This window comes from Flavobacterium sp. LC2016-13 (genome assembly GCF_009707955.1).
Taxonomy (GTDB): domain Bacteria; phylum Bacteroidota; class Bacteroidia; order Flavobacteriales; family Flavobacteriaceae; genus Flavobacterium.
The window spans coordinates 106609-126590 of the sequence record NZ_WMDQ01000014.1; the positions used below are offsets into that span (position 1 = coordinate 106609).

At 32.0% G+C, this 19982-nt stretch carries 13 protein-coding genes; 6 read left to right on the top strand and 7 right to left on the bottom strand.

The window, feature by feature from the left end:
• From GKZ86_RS22145 to GKZ86_RS22165, 5 genes are all read right to left on the bottom strand, one after another.
• Positions 1 to 2319, bottom strand: a complete 2319-nt coding sequence (locus GKZ86_RS22145) for a BamA/TamA family outer membrane protein (protein ID WP_154785223.1) — start codon at positions 2317 to 2319, stop codon at positions 1 to 3.
• Positions 2303 to 7399 (bottom strand): translocation/assembly module TamB, encoded by a 5097-nt coding sequence (locus tag GKZ86_RS22150; RefSeq protein ID WP_154785224.1) that lies wholly within the window; start codon positions 7397 to 7399, stop codon positions 2303 to 2305. Before GKZ86_RS22150 ends, GKZ86_RS22145 begins: the two co-directional genes overlap by 17 nt.
• Before the next feature lie 234 nt (positions 7400 to 7633).
• Complete coding sequence (locus tag GKZ86_RS22155) at positions 7634 to 8584, bottom strand: GSCFA domain-containing protein (protein WP_154785225.1); 951 nt, start codon at positions 8582 to 8584, stop codon at positions 7634 to 7636.
• A 95-nt stretch (positions 8585 to 8679) separates the two neighbouring features.
• The gene (locus GKZ86_RS22160) at positions 8680 to 9474 is read right to left on the bottom strand and encodes a hypothetical protein (protein WP_154785226.1); all 795 of its coding nucleotides are present in this window, start codon (positions 9472 to 9474) and stop codon (positions 8680 to 8682) included.
• A gap of 394 nt (positions 9475 to 9868) precedes the next feature.
• A complete protein-coding gene (locus GKZ86_RS22165; RefSeq protein ID WP_154785227.1) occupies positions 9869 to 10597 on the bottom strand; it encodes a hypothetical protein in 729 nt (242 codons plus the stop codon).
• Positions 10598 to 11007: 410 nt separating this feature from the next.
• Here GKZ86_RS22165 and GKZ86_RS22170 point away from each other — a divergent pair, with 410 nt between their 5' ends.
• Positions 11008 to 12753 (top strand): ABC transporter ATP-binding protein, encoded by a 1746-nt coding sequence (locus tag GKZ86_RS22170; protein WP_154785228.1) that lies wholly within the window; start codon positions 11008 to 11010, stop codon positions 12751 to 12753.
• 334 nt (positions 12754 to 13087) lie between these two features.
• On the opposite strand, the gene GKZ86_RS22175 is transcribed toward GKZ86_RS22170, so the two are convergent.
• Positions 13088 to 13660: a hypothetical protein gene (locus GKZ86_RS22175; RefSeq protein ID WP_154785229.1), complete on the bottom strand. Its 573-nt coding sequence runs from the start codon at positions 13658 to 13660 to the stop codon at positions 13088 to 13090.
• 51 nt (positions 13661 to 13711) lie between these two features.
• Positions 13712 to 16348, bottom strand: a complete 2637-nt coding sequence (alaS, locus tag GKZ86_RS22180; RefSeq protein ID WP_154785230.1) for an alanine--tRNA ligase — start codon at positions 16346 to 16348, stop codon at positions 13712 to 13714.
• Positions 16349 to 16569: 221 nt separating this feature from the next.
• Between alaS and GKZ86_RS22185 the strand changes: the two genes are divergently transcribed.
• The 5 genes from GKZ86_RS22185 to GKZ86_RS22205 all read left to right on the top strand — a co-directional run bounded on the left by GKZ86_RS22185 (position 16570) and on the right by GKZ86_RS22205 (position 19921).
• On the top strand, positions 16570 to 17547 hold the full coding sequence (locus GKZ86_RS22185; protein ID WP_154785231.1) for a M23 family metallopeptidase: 978 nt from the start codon (positions 16570 to 16572) through the stop codon (positions 17545 to 17547).
• A gap of 47 nt (positions 17548 to 17594) precedes the next feature.
• A complete protein-coding gene (locus GKZ86_RS22190; RefSeq protein ID WP_154785232.1) occupies positions 17595 to 17927 on the top strand; it encodes a MerR family transcriptional regulator in 333 nt (110 codons plus the stop codon).
• A 43-nt stretch (positions 17928 to 17970) separates the two neighbouring features.
• Entirely contained in the window at positions 17971 to 18552 is a 582-nt protein-coding gene (locus GKZ86_RS22195; RefSeq protein ID WP_154785233.1) for a LemA family protein, read from the top strand.
• A gap of 91 nt (positions 18553 to 18643) precedes the next feature.
• Positions 18644 to 19081: a TPM domain-containing protein gene (locus GKZ86_RS22200; RefSeq protein ID WP_154785234.1), complete on the top strand. Its 438-nt coding sequence runs from the start codon at positions 18644 to 18646 to the stop codon at positions 19079 to 19081.
• Positions 19082 to 19084: 3 nt separating this feature from the next.
• A complete protein-coding gene (locus GKZ86_RS22205; RefSeq protein WP_154785235.1) occupies positions 19085 to 19921 on the top strand; it encodes a YgcG family protein in 837 nt (278 codons plus the stop codon).
• Positions 19922 to 19982: the final 61 nt, after the last annotated feature.

Sequence of the window (19982 nt, forward strand, 5' to 3'; positions counted from 1 at the left end):
TTAAAACGGATATCCAATGGCAATATTCAGTATCAGGTTTTCTTTTCTCCAGGGGCCGCTTCCAAAATTAATATCATCGATCACCCATCTTTCGTTTTCAGGTAAATACGGTTTTCTTAACGGAAATGCCAAATCGGTTCGTAAAATCAGGAACGATAAATCGAAACGTAATCCTGCTCCGGCACCAACGGCGATTTCTTTCATAAAATCTTTAGAAATCTCTGCTCCGGGTTTATTGGGATCGGCATTCATAAGCCAGATGTTTCCGGCATCGACAAATAAAGCGCCTCTTACGATACTAAAAAGTTTCGCCCTGTATTCTGTACTAAATTCTAATTTTAAATCTCCTGATTGATCCGGTAAATAAGAATTGGTTGTTTCTGTATTTAAGTAACTTCCTGGTCCAAGTGTTCTCGCTCTAAAGGCACGAATACTATTGGTTCCTCCTACTACAAATTGTTTAGATGTTGGCAACGCTCCTGAATTTCCATACGGAATTCCGGCTCCAACAATAATTCGGCTTGCCAGTTCACTTTCTTTTCCGAGTTTCAAATAATGCCTGAAATCTGCTTTTACTTTTACATATTGACTAAACGGAACATCAAATATTTTTATGGTGTCATTTTTTTTGACATTTGCGCCTGTCGCCAAACCCGTTATATTTCCTGCCAAATCTAATTCTCCATTAAAGTAAAACGTATTTTTTTTACGTTTTTGCATGGTATTCGTATATGTAAAAGAATAAGTTGGGCCAAAAATTAGTTGTTTTTCGATTACTTTTCCAAGCGCCGGATCTTCTAAAATATCTTGTCGATATTCGGGTGTAACATTATTCGGGCTTACATACGTAATATCCATTATATTCAATTGATGTTCTTTGCGGATGTTTTCTTTCCATAAATAACCGAAAGATGCATTAAAGGAATTTAAGGCATAAAGCTGTGTTCTGTTTTGAAACTCGTATCGAAGTGTCGCTTTTGTTCTTGGAACAAACTCGCTTGAACCGCTAAATTTTTTAAATGGCGTAATAAATCTTGGCCATGTTAAACTGGTTTCTGCTCCAAGTTTATAGATATTTTTTCCGTTATTCTGACCGGAAAGCTGAAAATCGGCTCCACCAAAAACAGAAACGGTTAGTAATTCTGCACCACGAAATAAGTTTCTGTTATTCCAGTTTACATTTACTTCTGTTCCGGTATAACTGGCTGAATTTGTTTTTCCTAAAACCTCAACACGAATAAATTTTTTAGGCAAAAGCGTTAAATAGTAATAGGCGTCTAAAGTATTTTTTAAACTATCTGATGGTTTGAATTCATTTTTTACAAAATTGAATGTTCCCAGATTTACAAATCGATTTAAAGTAAGATTGTGGTCTTTTCTATTATAAAAATCACCTTTTTTAAAATAAATTGTTCTGTCAAAAACTCTGGGATTAAACGTGTTTGCAGTATCAATAATTGTAAAATCGTTGTACTGAACGATATCTTCTTTTTTATATTTGACGCTGTCTTTTGAAATCGAGAAATTAGGATAAACAACAATCTTATCTATTTTATATGCTTCTTTCGCTTTTTCAGGTGTTTCGCTTTTTATTTTCAATCTGATATTTACTTCATAATCACCTTTTGAACTGTCAACTTGTGCCAGAATATAATCAGGATTAAAGTAATAATATCCTTTTTCCTTAAGTCTTGCATCAATACGTTCACGTTCATTTTTTATAACATCCAGATCATACGGATTTCCTGGTTTTAATAAACTTCTTCGGCTTGTTCTTGCAATTGCTTTTCCTAATGCCGATGAATCTTCGGGAAATTTAACATTCTTTATTTTATATTGTCTTTTGGGCTGAACTATATATTCTGCAGTTGCCCTTTTATTTTTGGCTGTAGAATCTGCGCTTACGCGAACTTTAAAATAACCTCGGTTTTCTGTAAAATTTCTTAATACAGATGCATTATAATCTAAGTCGACTTTGCTAAAAAGTACTGGTTCTTCGCCCACTTTATTACGCAGCCAATATCTTATCCCTTTTTGTTTTTTAGGTTCGCCTGCAATATTATAAATCCATAATTTTGGCCTTAAACCAAGAATTTGTTTATTTGGTTTAGGGCGTAATAAATCTTCTAATTCTTTCTCAAGCGCTTTTCGTTCTTTCTTTTTTATAACAGAATCTTTTATCGTAACCGAAGATCCTGTATATAATAAATCGCCTTCAGGCAAATATTTAGTATTGCTGCATCCAAAAACAAAAAATAAGGATAGCGCTATAAAATATCTTATATATCTGTTTCCCATTATATTATGTTTTTTGCTCATTTCCAACAACTTGTTCTTCTTGATTTTCTCCTTTTTCTTTTGCTTCTTTTTCTTTGAGTTTTCGTTTTTCTTTGCGCAATTTTTCTTCTTTAATCATTTCTTTTTCTGCTGCACTTCGATGAAAAAGCTCGCTGAATTTATTGTAACTCATTGTAATAATAAAGGCAACTCCAGTTTCTATAACCTGCCCTTCTACCGCAACCTGATATTCGTTTTTACGATACGCACGAACCATATAGCGACCGTCTTTTGTAAGCTGATAATCCAGCGCAACATCGCCTGCAATATTGGTACTTTCTTCATTGGCGCGCTCCTGGCCTTCTACCCCAAAACTACTTCCTACGGTAACTTTCAATCGGTCATCTAAAAGTTTTTTAGAAACACCAACATTCAAATCCGTTCTGTTTTCTCGTGTTCCGGTTGTATAATCATCAGTCGATTCAAGATCAAATTCTAACTGAACTCCTTTTATTAATTCTCCGGCAAGATCATTTAATTGTTGCGACAATATTTTGCTCACACTTTGTCTTGCTAGTGATTCTGCGCTTGTTCCGCCGCTTTCGCTCGCAAACGGATTTTCGCCAATAAATCTGTTCAATAATAAAAGCGCAAAAACCTGTTTATTCAACTCTGCAGGATCTTGTCGTAATTGCTCCAGTTTTGCCTGAGAAGCCGAAACAATATCTGATGAAACATCATAATTTCCATCGGGAAGAACAATATCAAAAGAGATTTCCGGTTTCAGTAATTCACCTTTCATTTTCAAATGGGTTTGAAACGGAATTTTTTGCTTGTATGTATTTCGTATCGTTGGACTTACAGAAAGTTGATTTCCTAATAAATCGATTGGTGCCGTTTCTACTTTATAAATGGCCGTAATATTTAAAGTGGCCATAGTTGGTTCACCATTCCAGATAATATAACTTCCTTTTTGAATATCAAATTTTCTGCGGATCATGTTGAAATTCATTTCATAAGCACCTTCAGAAAATTCATATTTACCGGTTAAAGTTGTTTTTCCCGAAGGATCGATTCCACCTGTAAGTTGCGCTTCGCCTTTTAGGTTTAGATAATCTCCGTTTCCTTTATCGATAACTAAAGTCAGTTCTGCATTTTTATCAATAGTAATATCAACGCTCACATCCATTCCCATTAACTCAGATTGATTGAGTTTTTCCTGCATGGCAACAGTTTGTTTCAGATATAAATTATCTTCATCTACAAACTCTACAATTCCTTCTCTGTCAGCAATTGAAGGATCTGATTGTGGTAAAACAACAGAGAATTTGGTTTCATCTTTTATTTTGATATTTCCGCCAATAACCGGACTTTCTAATGTTCCTTTTACATTTAATTTTGTGTCTAAAAATAAATCTCCGTAAAACAAATCGTTGTCTGCCGCTTTAGAATGTATAGCTCTAAAATCGTTCGCAACAATGGTTAAACCAAAATTATACGTTTTAAAATCCGGAGATTGTATCGTTCCGTCAACATACAAAGTGTTATCATTTTCATCATTAAGCGTAAACTTATCAAACGTAATAATATCATTGCTAAACGTGATTTTTTCCTGATCTGTTTTAAAATACGAATTCAGTTGTTTGATTCTAAATCCGGTATCATTAAAATTTAATTCGCCGGCAACTTTTGGCGCACTTGCATTTCCGTTAACTTTAAAATTTCCTGATAAATATCCCGTTCCTTCGGTCACATTTCCCATCGTGAAACCCTGAATACTTTTGATGTTCAACTTATTAACAGCAACATTAAAATCTAAGTTTCCGTCATTAATTCGGTAATTTCCGTTTACATTAACATCATTTCCTTCTCCGCTAAGCGTAACATTTGCAGCGAGAGAATTGTTGGTTTTATTATCGACTTTTATGGCAATATCTCCAACCGGTTCGCCTCTAAAAGCAAAATCGTCTATTTTTAAATCTGATGTAAAAGTTGGGTTTGTCATTACATTTTCGACCAAAGCATTTCCGTTGATCAAACCTTGCATTAACAATTTATCTTTTTTGACCATATTCATAATGGTCTCAATTTTAAAATTCACAAAATCGACTTGCAATGGTGCATTGTCCTGCGTTCCTTGCGATTGAATTTTTAATTGATTTCCTGCATTATCTAAATAAAACTTGTTGATGTAAAGTCTTTTACCTCCAAATTCAACTGCATTTTCAGGATCAATACTCCATTTATCATAATTTAAAACAAAATTCTCTGCATCAATTTTAAAGATGTTTTTAGAATCTTCTGATTTGAATTCTCCGGCAATAAAATATTGTTGTTTTTGTTTTGCATCCTGAACTTCAAGCGCGTAATTCAATACATTATTTTCTACTTTTCCTGATAAACTGGTAAACGGAATTTTTAATGAACCGCTTTCGATTGTCGCTACAGAAATTTGATATTCTAAAGCATTTTCTTTGGCTTCGATATTTATTTTTCCGTCGGCGATTGTATTATTGGCGTAGACAATTCTCGGAATCGTTCCTTTTATTTCTAAAGAATCGGTTACGTTATTGTATTTTCCTGTGATTTTAACGGGTTCTAAACCTGTCAGTTTCGGAATTAATTTAAACAAAATCGGATCATTATCTACGGTTAATGTAAAAGCCAATCTTTGTTCATCAGATTCTCCATTTGTTTTTGGATTTTTTAAATCGATGTATTTTGACAATGATTTTTTTACCGCCGCAACTAATGTTGTCAGTTTGTATTTTCCGTCAACTTCAGCTTTTAAAAACTGAGATGATATTTTAATATTGTTTCTGGTATTGTCTGAAAAAGCAATTACACGAACTGAATCTAAAACAATTGGTTCTGCATCCTGCAAAATCTGAATGTTTGATAGAAATACTTTTCCATTTAAAAAATCAGGATTACTGTTGGCAACATCTGCATCAATATTTCCGCGTAATTTCATTGGTCCAGCGTGCAGGTTTAGCTTTTCAAGATCAGCAATATCCAGGTTTAATTTTAATTTTATAGATGGATATTTATCTTTCGTATCGCCGCTTGCATCCAAATTAAAATTCAAATTTGGGTCTTTCATTCCGGATTTTACGGCAAAAGATCCGTTTTCGATATTTCCTTTTAAAGATAAATCTCTGTACGTATATTTATTAAAAACGGCTTTCTGAACAATCCCGTCCAAATTTGCCTGCGCTGTTTTTGGGTCTAAACCTTTTCCTTTAACTTTCGCTTTAAGTGTAATTTTTCCGATGGAATCGTTTTTGATTAATTTTCCTAAATCAAAATCAAGCAAATAAACTGTTGCATCATATTTCTCTTTTTTCTTAACGCGTTGATCAAATAAAGCGTCGACTTTTGCATTTCCGAAACTGCTGTTTAGAGCCAAATTGGTTTTGAAATTCTGAACCGAACCTTTAAATTTTCCAATTAAATTAAATTGAGAAGGCAATTGAATATTTTTCGGAATTGTTCCTGCAGGCACAAAAGAATAAACGTCTTTTGAAGTGCTTGAGAGTTTCTTGATATTTAAATCGTAATAGGCATTTTGCGCATTTGGCAATCCGGTGATTTTCCCCGAAAGGGAAACTTTTGTGGTTCCGATTCCGCTCATTTCGAACAACGGAATATTCAGGTCTTTTATTTTTCCGCTTAAGCGTGTATTCAAATATAAAACCGCATTTGGATTTCCTTTAAACGGATTTGTTTTTTGTAAATCAGGCGCAAAAAGCAAAATGTCTTTAAAGCCAACTTTTGATTGATTTAAATTGGCATCTATGGCAAGATTTGCAATGTCTTTTTTTAATGCGGCAAGCGAGGCATATTTTAACTTGATTTTATTCTGCAAAAGCGTTTGAGGCGTTCTCACATATAAATTTTCCAAAGAAGCATTTTTTGGCCCGTAAAAGAAATTCGTTTTTAGAGACTGAATTTCTAATCCGCGTTTTTCATTGGCGGCAAGCGATTTTATATTTCCCGAAATAGTATCATTTCCGTAATATAATTTCTCTGCATTAAGATTGAATTTACTTAAATCTAAATGACTGTAATCAATTCCTTTTTGAGTTGGTTTTGATTGCATATCATCAAATTTAAAAGCAATATTTTGAATGTTTACAGTGTTTAGTTTTACTTTCCAACCGCTTTGTTTTATAGAAGTTGAATCTAAACTTGGCGCTTTAATTTGTTTGTCTTTTGCGCCTAATCGTAAGTTTCCTTTTAGGTTTTTTAATTCGAAAGAATCAAAATCTAAAAGCTGTTTGTTCAGGTCAATTTCATTTACTGATAAATCTAAATTTCCCAGTTTTATTCCTGAATCTAATTTTGAATCTTTATTATCGTATGCAATATCAATTTTTGATAAACTGATTTTATCTAATTTTAATTTGAAGTCTCTTCTTTTAGAAATTGTATCAACGGTTTCAACAGAAACTTCTGCAATTTTTTCTACCGCATCCTGATCTAAAACTAATTTTAATCCGTTTAAATTAATATTCGGAATATCGAAATCCATTTTGTCTAAATCGAATTTATTGAATTTAGTATCAAAATGCGTTAGTTTTACTTTTACATCATTTTTGGCAAAATCATCTTTAAAATTAAAATTGACATTATCGAGATTTACTTTTACAACTGATATTTTGAAAGGTTTACTATTTGGATCTTCTACTTTTGGTTCTTTTGATTCGAAAGCTTTTATGATATAATCGAAATTGAAAACGCCTTCTTTATCTCTTGAAATATTGGCATTGACATTTTCCAGAGAAACAGAATTGATTTCGAGTTCGCTGCTTACTAATTTAAATAAATCAACATCGACTTCTAATCGTTTACCTGCCAGCAAAGTATCTTTGTTTTGATCTTCAAAATAAAAACCTTCAAGAACTACATCTTTCGGGAATTTAATCGAAATATGATCTAATGAAACTTTGGTTTTTATTTTATTATGAAGGTAGGTTACGGCTTTATCTTTAACATAATTCTGAATCGACGGAACCTGAATTAAAATAATAAGAAGTAATAAAATTGCAATAATAGAACCCACGCACCAAAGTAGTATGCGTAATGTTTTTTTAAGAAAATGAACGGATTTCTTATTCATATATCAGTAAAACACTTTAGATTAAAATTGCGTTATAATTAAGACTGTATTATACAGTCTACAAAATTGTAAAATTTAAACTTTAACAATTTACATAATTACAGGCAATTATTCTAAAATTTCACTGCTAAATAGTTAATTTCTTACTTTTTATTTTTAGCTACAAAGTCGCTAAGACACAAAAAAATCATTTTAAGTTGTCACATTGGTTAAAACCAATAAGACAACTTAAAATTAAAATTTAATGTGTGGTAATTTTTCTCTTAAGAGATTTATTTTTTGTTGAAGTTTTGCTAAAAATTTCTGATGTTGCTCTGATTCCGGATTGAAGCTTCGATGACGAAGGCTCTTTTGTATTTCTTCTACTTCCTGCATTGTCGAAAGACTGTTTTCTGCAATATAATTTTCACTAAAACGTGACCAGATATAATCGATTGCGACTTGATTTGGATGCAGCATATCTTCCGCATAAAAGCGATAATCACGAAGTTCATCCATCATGATTTCGTAAGAAGGGAAATAGTTGAAAGTCGAAAGTCGAAAGTCAAAAGTTTGATGCAAAGCCGTAAATAAATGCGATTTACTTAATTGATTTTCTGTAAAACCGTCTTTTATGTGGCGAACCGGAGAAATGGTGAATATGAAATTAATATTCGGGTTTAAAGTCTGAATTAAATCGATGGTATTTTGAATGCTTTTCTGAATTACATCAACCGATAATAATTCTTTTGAAAATTGTTTCTGAGGCACTTTATGGCAATTGGCAACAATATCATTGCTTTCTATATTTCTATAAATCCAGGAAGTCCCGTAAGTGATAATAATGTGCGTAGCTTGCTTTATCTGCTTATTTGTTATCTCGATTGCCTTATTTAATGTTTCAAGTAATTCTTGTCTGTCTGAATTGCTTAAATCTGAATGTGTTTCGAAAGAATGCCAGCGTTCGTTATAGAAAAGAACATCTTTCTCAGTAAACAATTCTTCACGAACTGTTCTCTCCATTATTTTCTCAATCGAAACCGGATTGAATATAATTCCGAATGGATTTGTTTCATTCTGAAATTTAAAATAATCAAATTTATCAGCTATATTTTCTGCAAAGCAAGAACCAAAAGATAAAACTTTCGAATTATAATCGATTGGATTATTGGTTTTAGAAAGCGGTATTAGGGTTCTGAATTGCATGGTTTTATTTTAAACACGAATTTCATGAATTTTCAGCAATAAAAAAACCAAATACAGAAGTATTTGGTTTTATAAAAATTATATACGTTTAGGTATTAGTATGTATATTTTGCAGTTTGGGTTAATGTTCCTTCGCCGTTAAAAGATTTTTGCTCTGTTGGAAAATTATTAGAATCATATATATAAGAATAAGTACTTACCTGCGTATCAGCTGATGTTTTTCCTTGACTTTCAGGTCTTACCTTTGTTTGTTTAGTTACATTATTACGAGACGCATCTGTTTGCCAATCAATTAATAAATTAAATCCTGTAATATTTTTAAAAGGGTTATTTTTTGAATCATACTCATACGTAGTTGTATATTGCAGGTTACTATTATAACTCGTTTCTGCTTTGCTGTAATTGCTATCTTTAATGGTAATTTTTATAACACTGCCTTGTTCTTGTTCAGTACCGTCTTGGTATACATAAAATCGTTGAGCTGTAATTGTACCATCAGCATTATATGTATACTTTGTTTTACTATAAGTAGAAACTGCTTTTTTTAATACTTCATTATTCGATTTCTCAGTTAATGAAGTTAACTTTCCACCTGTATATACATATTCTGTAGTATATTGAAGTTGCTTGTTTGTATTAAAGAATTCAACTTTAGTTATTACGTCTCCGGTATAAGTAAATTTATATACTTCTCCATCATCAGTAGTCTGGCTTATTAATTTGTTGCCATCATATTTTATATCCAAAGAATAGTCAGAATCACTGCTTGCATAAGAATAAGCAATTTTACTTGGTTTAATTGATGCAGTTGCATCATCATTATTATCATCACTTGAACAAGAAGTTAACAATAGAGCCAATGCTCCAAAAAAGGGTAAAAATTTTTTCATTTTACGTAGGTTTTAGGTTTAAATTCGAATAAATATAGACCAAACAAAATTGATAAATTGAATAAATTTTAACATTTTTTAACAATTAAAAAAATAAAAAATCATGTTTTTAAGAATTTTACCACTTATATTATTGCAATGACTTAAAAGTCAAATCAATATATAAAATCATTATTTTTTAAAAAAAATATACATTTCATTTGGTTCTTTAATAACACGTAACTTTTTTCTCAAAAAAAAATAAATTTATGTGTTTTTTTTATTGTTCTAAAGCACTGCTAATTCAGTATTAAAAATCTGATTATTAGCCTATATACGTTTAATTTATTTTATAAGAAAAGTCCAATATTCAAGAAGAATATTGGACTTTTTTATTTGTGGGGCAAATTAACTATTAGTAGAAAAATTCTGAAGTAAAGTCTTCTCCTTCTTCATTAGAAGTACTTTTTTCAGGATATCCATCTGAATTATAAGTAAAACTATAAGTAGACCAAACTTCTCCATCTGAAGTATCAGAAAGTTCATTATGAAAAACGTCAGTTCCTTCACCATCTACAAAAGCAATTTTATCAAGACCTAATACATTTTTAGCGGAATTATTTTTATCATCGTAAGTGTATTTGTGATTAGGCGAATTTGTACTTGTAATTTCAGATACATCTCCGTTAACAAATGTAATTGTAGATGTTCCTGTAGCATTAGTTTGAGTTTTATCATCTCCGCTATAAGCTTTTACAGAAATTGTACCATTAGCATTATAGGTATACACTTCTTTGTATCCTTTAAAGTCATCTTCATCAAATTCAACTCTTACAAAAGTTGTTAATTTTCCATCTGTTCCATATGAAAATGAATTTGTTTGCTCTATCGATCCATCAGGAAGTTTAAAATCAATTTTAGTAATCAAGTCTCCTGTGTAAGTATAATGCATATTGATCACTTTAAAATCATCAACAACGCTTACAAGCTTATTACCATCGTATGTATAATTTACTGTTGTTTTTCCTCCCGATCCTGTTATAACAACTTTTTTAAGTAAAACTGAATCAGATGAATCATCGTCACTAGAACATGAAGTTAGTGCTAAACTTATAGCACAAAAAAGAAGTAAAAATTTTTTCATTTTTATAATTTAAATATTAATAATTACAATAAATGTAATCGAAACACTATCTAGAATCCAACTAATTTTAAGTCTTTTATAACACAAAAAAGTTGTTTTTTTTCTTAATCACATTTAACCAAATCGTAATTAACTAGAATACAACTAAATACATAAATCATGATTTTGTTTAAAAAAATGATACAAAAAACCAAATACCGTATAAACACCTAGCTCTTTTCTTAAGATTTATAGTGGAAATTTATTTGAGATAGAGCCCAAAGATTTATAAAATTATTGAGAACAAATAAATACTATCCTATACTCTAAAATCTATTTACAAAAATTACATTATTAATAACAATAAATCAACTTCACAAAGCAAAACTATTCACTACTTTTGCATCTTCTATTTTTTTATTATACTCTATATGAAATTACTATATTCTTATATAATCAAACATAAAATGCTTCTGTTTTTTGCTTTGATTATGGCTGCAATCAATATCTGTTTCAGCTTATCAGATTCTATTATTACCGGAAAATTAATGCAGGATTGCGGTGTTGGATTACACAAATATGCTGGAAATGAAATGGGCTTTATCAAGTCTTTATCATTCTGGCTGGGTCTTTCGCTTGGTGCGGCAATGATCTCGAGAATTACCAAAAACTTTCAAGATTATTTTACCAATGTTGTTATTCAGCGAACTGGTGCACAAATGTATACTGACGGAATTAAAAAATCGCTTGATTTACCTTATGCCGAATTTGAAGATCAACGAAGCGGCGAAACTTTAAGCAAATTGACTAAAGTTCGTTCTGATTCTGAAAAATTGATTACACTTTCGATTTCTTTAATCTTTCAAACTATTATCGGATTCATATTCGTAATTGTTTATGTTGCCCGAATCGATTATCGCATTTCAATTATCTTTTTAATTACAGCCCCTATTATTGCTATTATTAGTTCTTATTTAGGTAAAAAGATCAAAATTGTTTCCAGAAAAATTGTAAATCAAACCAATGCACTGGCCGGATCTACAACAGAAAGTTTAAGAAATATTGAACTTGTAAAAAGTCTTGGTTTAACGTATCAGGAAGAAAAACGTTTGAATTTAAATACGTTTAAAATCCTGCAACTTGAATTAGAAAAAATTCGTTTTATCAGAAGTTTGAGTTTTATTCAGGGAACAACAGTTCACTTTTTAAGAACCTGCGTTGTTTTTACTTTGTATTATTTCTTGTTTGGACAAAAGATTATTGTTGGTGATTTACTTACGATGGTTTTCTTTACTTTTTTCATTTTTGGACCTTTACAGGAACTTGGGAATTTCATTATTGCATTAAATGAAACGAAGGTTTCTATGGAGAATTTCAAAACTTTGTTAAGTGCTCCTAAAGAATTTCGTCCTAAAAGCCCGAAACATGTTGGCGCTATTCAATCGCTGCTTTTTTCTAATGTAAGTTTCAAACATAAAACGGCTAAATTTAAAGCGGTTGAAAATATTAATTTCGAGATTAAACAAGGCCAAACGGTTGCTTTTGTTGGACCTTCTGGTTCCGGAAAAACTACTTTAGTAAAATTATTAGTTGGACTATACACGCCTGCAGAAGGGCAAGTGCTTTATAATGAAATTGATTCTACTGAAATTGATTTATTAGATTTAAGAAAACAATTAGGATTCGTAACCCAAGATGCACAATTATTCTCCGGAACAATTCGTGAAAACCTATTGTTTGTAAAACCAAATGCAACTGATGAAGAGGTATATGATGCGCTAAAAAGAGCAAGCTGTGAAAAGTTATTAAAACGTGCCGAAGATGGTTTAAACACGACCATTGGTGAAGGTGGAATTAAAGTTTCTGGTGGAGAAAAACAACGTTTATCGATCGCTCGCGCTATTTTAAGAAATCCGAATTTATTGATTTTTGATGAAGCAACTTCAGCTTTAGATTCTATTACTGAAGAAGAAATCAACGCAACAATCAGAAACATATCCGACAAAAACAGAATCACGGTTCTAATCGCTCATAGATTATCAACTGTAATGCATGCTGATAGAATTTTTGTTCTTGAACAAGGTAAGATTATTGAATCTGGTAAACACGAAGATTTGATAGTTGAAAAAGGCTTGTATTACGCTATGTGGCGCCAGCAAATTGGAGAAAGAAAATAATTTGAGTCGCTAAGATGCTAAGTTACTAAGGTTCTAAGAATAACGTCCAACTTTAGCCGGATGAAGAAATAAGAATTTAAAAAAGGGCTTTAGCCAAACGTAAATGTTTGGCTAAAGCCCTTAAATTTTAATACATTTTTCATCCAGCCAAAGCTGGCTATTAAATTTTAATATTTAGCCTTAGACCTGAAAACACTTATTATATTTAAATACAAAACCCGACAGGTTTTAAAAACCTGTCGGGTTTGCTTGATAAATTTTATATAATATTAAAATATTCTCTAATCAGAAATAAAATGACTTTTCACACAGTCAAGCCTGGACTTGCAAGTGTCTACTTTAATTGAATCGCCAAGTTTTTGGCCAGTTTTTCAAATGCGCCAGTGACTCTTTCATACTCATTGACTTCTATTGTTTTTTTCTCAATTCCAATAACTTTTTCAAAATGAATTACAAGTAGTTTTTTCGAATTAGTTGTATCGATAAAATCAATTGTTGCAGATAATTTTGCAGGCTCTATTGCATATCCCGGATAAATCCATGTTAAGTTCACTTTCATTAAATACTGAGAATCAACAACAATTTTACGTTCTCCTTTTTTAAAATAATTATTAAAATATTTTATAAAGGCCGGATTATAATATTCATCTCGATTTGAAAACCAATCCCGTCTGAAATTTTCAGCTTTTTCAGGATTAGCTTTTCTTTTTTCCATTTTTTCTTTTAAAAAATCTTCTTCAGATTCAAATCCATTTACTTGAATATTTTCATAATTAAACTCTACTTTAAATGAGTTAATATTACTTAAATTTTCAAATGCTCCTTCATATATTTGATATCTTTGAGAATAACTAGATGATGTAAAAATAATTGAAACAATTATTATTAGTTTTAATTTTTTATACATAATTATTTAAATTTCAAATTTTAATATCCTGAAAAAGTTTTTGATTGATCCTTACTTCACAAACTCAACTGCCTTAGTCAAAGCCTCAGCAATTCCGTTAGCATTTTTCCCTTTTCCAGAAGCGAAGAAAGGCTGTCCTCCTCCATTTCCGTCAATATATTTTCCTAATTCTTTAATTACTGCATTTGCATTTAAACTTTTAGAAGCAACTAATTCTTTAGAAATATAACAGTGAATATTTGGCAAACCATCTTCAATAGAAGCTAAAAACACAAACGAATCTGCTTTTGAACTTCCTAAAACAGAAGCCAAATCTTTAGTCGATGCCATGCTTAAATCTACTTGTTTTGCAAGAAAATTGATTCCGTTAATTACTTGAAAATCTTTCTCCAATTCTGATTTTAAAGCTCCAACTTTTTCTTTTAATAATTGCTCAATTTGTTTTTTCAATTTCGCATTATCGTCTTGTAAAGAAGCTACTGATTTTAAAATATCCTGCGGATTTTTTAATGTTTCTTTTAATTCAGATAAAGTATTCTCCTGATTTTGATAGAAGTCTTTTACTGCATCACCTGTAATCGCTTCAATACGACGAATTCCAGCTGCGACTGCACCTTCAGAAATAATTTTGAAATGCCAGATTTCTGCCGTGTTTTTCACATGAATTCCACCGCAAAGTTCTTTACTGTCACCAAATTCAATCATACGAACATTATCTCCGTATTTCTCTCCAAATAAAGCCATTGCACCTTTATCTAATGCTTCTTTAATCGGAATATTTCTGTGTTCTACTAATTGCAATTGCGCTTCAATTTGCGCATTTACACTAGCTTCAACCTGGCGTAATTCTTCATCTGAAACTTTAGAAAAATGCGAAAAGTCAAAGCGCAAGTAGTTTGGATTTACCAATGAACCTTTTTGCTCTACGTGAGTTCCAAGAAGGTTTCTCAAAGCCAAATGCATTAAGTGCGTAGCCGAGTGATTTTTAGAAGTTGAACCTCTTAAATCGTTATTTACTTTTGCTACAAAACCAGCTTCAATATTTTCAGGCAATTGTTTTGCAAAATGCAAAATCAAATTGTTTTCTTTTTTAGTATCGATGATTTCGATTGTTTCGTTTGCCGAAACTAAAGTTCCTTTATCTCCAACTTGTCCTCCTCCTTCTGGATAAAATGGTGTATTATCTAAAACAATTTGGTAAAGAATTCCGTCTTTCTTAGAATCAACTTTTCTAATACGAGTGATTTTTACTTCGTTTTCTATTTTATCATATCCCACAAAAGTTTCTATGTTTCCAGGAATTAAAACTGACCAATCTTCTGTAGAAACTTCTGATGCCGCGCGTGAACGATTTTTTTGTTCCTGCATTGATGCATCAAATTCTGTTTCATTGAAAGACATTCCTTTTTCTTTCAAAATCAAAGCCGTTAAATCTTTCGGAAAACCAAAAGTATCATACAACTCAAATGCTTTTGCCCCAGAAACTTCTGAACCAGTAGTTTGTGCAATTACATTGTCTAACAACTGTAAACCCTGATCCAAAGTTCTTAAAAAAGAAGCTTCTTCTTCACGAATTACATTGGTAACTAATTGTTGTTGTGATTTGATTTCCGGAAAAAATTCTCCCATTTGATTTGCCAAAACTTCTACCAATTTATTGATAAAAGGTTCTTTAGTATTCAGGAAAGTAAATCCGTAACGAATTGCTCGACGCAAAATTCTACGAATAACATAACCAGCTCCTGTGTTTGATGGCAATTGTCCGTCAGCAATTGCAAAAGCAACCGCACGAACGTGATCTACAACAACACGAATCGCAATATTGGTTTTATTTTGTTCTTCACTGATGTTTTTTACTTCATCAGATGTATATTTTAAACCTGTAATTTGTTCTACTTTTTCAATTAGCGGAGTAAAAACATCGGTATCATAATTTGATGTTTTTCCTTGTAAAGCCATACACAAACGCTCAAATCCCATTCCTGTATCAACGTGTTGTGCAGGAAGTTTTTCAAGAGATCCGTCAGCTTTACGGTTGAATTCCATAAATACATTATTCCAGATTTCAACTACTTGAGGATGATCGTTGTTTACCAGACTTTTTCCTGAAACCAATGCTTTTTCAGATTCCGGACGTAAATCAACGTGAATTTCAGAACAAGGTCCACATGGTCCCTGATCACCCATTTCCCAGAAATTATCTTTTTTGTTTCCAAGAATAATTCGGTCTTCATCAATTAAAGTTTTCCAGATATCCCAAGCTTCCTGATCAAAAGGAACATTATCTTCTTTGCTTCCTTCAAAAACAGAAACATAAAGATTTTCTTTTGGAATTTTATACACTTCCGTTAAAAGTTGCCATGCCCAATTGATAGCTTCTTTTTTGAAATAATCTCCAAAAGACCAGTTTCCAAGCATCTCAAACATAGTATGATGATACGTATCAAAACCTACATCTTCAAGGTCATTATGTTTTCCTGAAACACGAAGACATTTTTGCGTATCGGCTATTCTTTTACTTTTTGGAGTTCCGTTTCCTAAAAAATATTCTTTAAACTGGGCCATTCCCGAGTTATTGAACATAAGAGTTGGATCGTCTTTAAGAACGATAGGAGCTGAAGGAACAATTAAATGTCCATTACTTTTAAAAAAGTCTAAAAATTGTTTACGTACGTCTTGTGATTTCATATTTTAATTAGAAAATGTGTCAATTTGAAAATGTGATAATTTGAAAATGTGCCAGTTAGAAAATCTTATCAAAAAAATTATAATTAATCGCCTAATTGCCCCGTTATCTAATTATCGAATTGTTTTTTTATTCTTGGAAAAAAGCTGTGAACATTTGAAACATTTATTAAATTTGTTCGACAAACTATTTTACAAGCTGCAAAAATAGGGTATTTTAAAATATGGCGAAAGTAAAATATTATTACGACTCAGAAAATCTGGCTTATACAAAAATAAAAACCAGAAAAAGAATCAAAATCGGTTACGCATTACTGTTTTTGCTGGCTTCGGCGCTGTTTGGTTTTTTAGTTTTTGTACTTTTAATCAATACTCCGTATTTCGAAACTCCAAAAGATCGTTTACTAACACGTGAAATGGAAAATTTAAAATTGCAATATTCTATTTTGAATAAAAAACTAGACGAAATTGATGCTGTAACTGAAGCTTTAGAAGACAGAGATAACAACATTTACAGAGTTTATTTCAACAAAGCTGAAATTTCGGATTCTATTCGAAAGTCAGGTTTTAAAGATCTTAATAGATATAAAGATTTAGAAGGATACAACAATTCGCAATTAGTCTTAAATACCACAAAACGAATTGATAAATTATCAAAACAATTGGCTATTCAATCAAAATCATTAGATGAGATTTTAAAATTGGCGAGCGTAAAAGGTAATTTATTATTAGCAATTCCTGCCATTCAGCCAGTTCGAAATGAAAATCTAAAACGCGTTGCGTCAGGTTTTGGATATAGGATTGATCCTTTCACGAAAGTGCGAAAAATGCACAACGGAATGGACTTCACAGCCAGTACAGGCTCTCCCGTCTATGCTACAGGCGATGGCGTGGTGGCACGAGCTGACGATGCGGCTTCGGGATTTGGAAATCATGTTGTCATCAGGCATGGTTTTGGATACGAGAGTTTATACGCGCATTTGAGCAAATACAATTGCAGAGCGGGACAACATGTCAAACGAGGCGATGTTATTGGTTATGTGGGAAGCACCGGAAGATCTGAAGGACCACACTGCCATTACGAAGTACATAAAGACGGAAAAGTCGTGAATCCGCTGAATTTTTATTACGGAAATATTTCAGCAGTCGAATATGTGGCAATTTCACACATGGCAAACCAGGAAAACCAGTCATTAGATTAATACTATAAAAAGTAGTAATTTTGAAATAAATAAGAAAAACAAAAATCATGCATATTGAGCTTTCTAAAGATAAACGATATTACAGCATTGGCGAAGTTGCCAAAGCTTTTAATGTCAATGCATCTTTAATCCGGTTTTGGGATAGCGAATTTGATATTTTGAAACCTAAAAAGAATGCTAAAGGTAACCGAATGTTTACGCCTGATGATATTACAAACCTTCAATTGATTTATCATTTAGTAAAAGAACGAGGTTTTACGCTCGACGGAGCCAAAACACATTTGAAAGAAGGACAAAAGAAAACATTAGATAAATTCGAAATAATACGTAAATTAGAGACCATAAAAACACAATTAAACGAAATTAAAAACGAATTATAATATATTTATACCTCATTAAAAATAAACTTAAATCAAAACAGATATGAAAAAGTGGTTAATCCCTGTAGGAATTATTGTAGTATTAATTGCAATTATTGCTTTTTGGTCAATTGGAATTAAAAATACCGGTTTAAAATACAATCAGGCAGTTAATAAAGAATGGGGAAATGTGCAAACAGCTTACCAAAGAAGAAATGATCTTATCGGAAACTTAGTAAATACCGTAAAAGGAGCTGCAGATTTTGAAAAATCAACTTTAACAGCTGTTATCGAAGCTCGTGCAAAAGCTACAGCAGTAACAATTGACCCAAGTAATGTAACTCCGGAACAATTGGCTCAGTTTAACCAGGCTCAAAGCGGAGTATCTTCTTCATTATCAAAATTATTGGTATCTGTTGAACAATATCCAACATTAAAAGCCAATGAAAACTTCCTGAAATTACAAGATGAACTGGCAAGTACCGAAAACCAGATTTTAACAGCAAGAACACGTTTTAATGAAGCTGTTCAGGAATATAATGGTTATATACTTTCTATTCCAAACAAATGGTTCTTAGATTATAAAGAAAAACCATACTTTGAAGCTGTTACAGGCGCTGACAAACCAGTTGAAGTAAAATTCTAAAAAGATTTAAAATTTTTGATTAACGATTTTTGATTGCAGAAATACAACTCTGAAATTAAAAATCGTTAATCTTCATTTAAAAATAATTTCAATGTCAAAAGTAGAAGATTTTTTATCCAAAGAAGAAGAATTAACCATTGTTGAAGCTATTCGCGTGGCCGAAAAAAACACTTCTGGCGAAATTAGAGTACATATAGAAAAAACAACTTCTAAAGTTCCTTTTGAAAGAGCTTTAGAAGTTTTTCATGAATTAAAAATGAATGAAACACAACTTCAAAATGGTGTTTTATTCTATTTTGCCGTTGAAGATAAAAGCTTTGCAATTTGTGGAGATAAAGGCATAAATGATGTTGTTGCACCAGATTTTTGGGATTGTACCAAAGATAAAATGGTGGAACAATTTAAATCAGGAAACTTTAAACAAGGTATTGTTGACGGTATTTTGAATGCCGGTGAACAATTGAAAAAATATTTTCCGTGGTCTGAAGGTGACACGAACGAATTATCTAACGAAATCTCAAAAGGATAAATAATGAAAATTTCCAAAAACAAAATCTCAAATTCCAAAGGAATTTTTCAGTTTACCTTTTTGTTAGTAGCGTTTTTTACCTGTAACGGTATTTTTGCACAGTTCGAAATACCTAAAATACCTGAGAAACAAACTTCGGTTTACGATTATGCCAATATTTTAAGCGCAGGCGAAAAAGCGCAATTAGAAGAAAAACTAATTCGCTACTCAGATTCTACGACAACACAAATTGTAGTTATTACAATTGAAAGTTTAAAAGGAGAAGACGTAAGCCAGTTGGCTACAAAATGGGGACAAACCTGGGGAATTGGAGGAACAAAACAAGATGATAATGGTGTAATTATTTTATTGGCCAAAAACGAAAAGAAAATCGCCATCAATCCCGGATACGGTGTTGAGGATCGATTGACAGCAGGAATTGGCGGAACAATAATTAGAAATATTATTATCCCGGAATTTAAGGCCGGAAGTTTTTACAACGGACTTGATAAAGGAACTGATGCTATAATTGACGTTTTTAAAGGAAAATTTAAAGGCGAACGCAAACAAACCAAAGAAAAAGATTTTCCGATATTACCATTTATTGTTATTATTGTAATTGTTTTAATTTTACTTTCCCGAAATAAAAAAGGCGGCGGTGGAAATAATGGCAATAACGGCGGTGGACCAAGCCTGATGGATGTAATTCTGTTAAGCAGTCTTGGCAGAAGCAGCGGAGGCGGTTTTGGAGGTTTCGGTGGTGGATCATCTGGAGGTGGTTTTGGCGGCGGAGGCGGTGGCTTCGGTGGAGGATTTGGCGGAGGCGGATTCTCTGGAGGTGGTTCTAGCGGAGGCTGGTAGTTTTTGTTTCAGGTTTTTCTTGTTTCAGGTTTCAGGTTTTAAAACTAAATAAAAATTCATA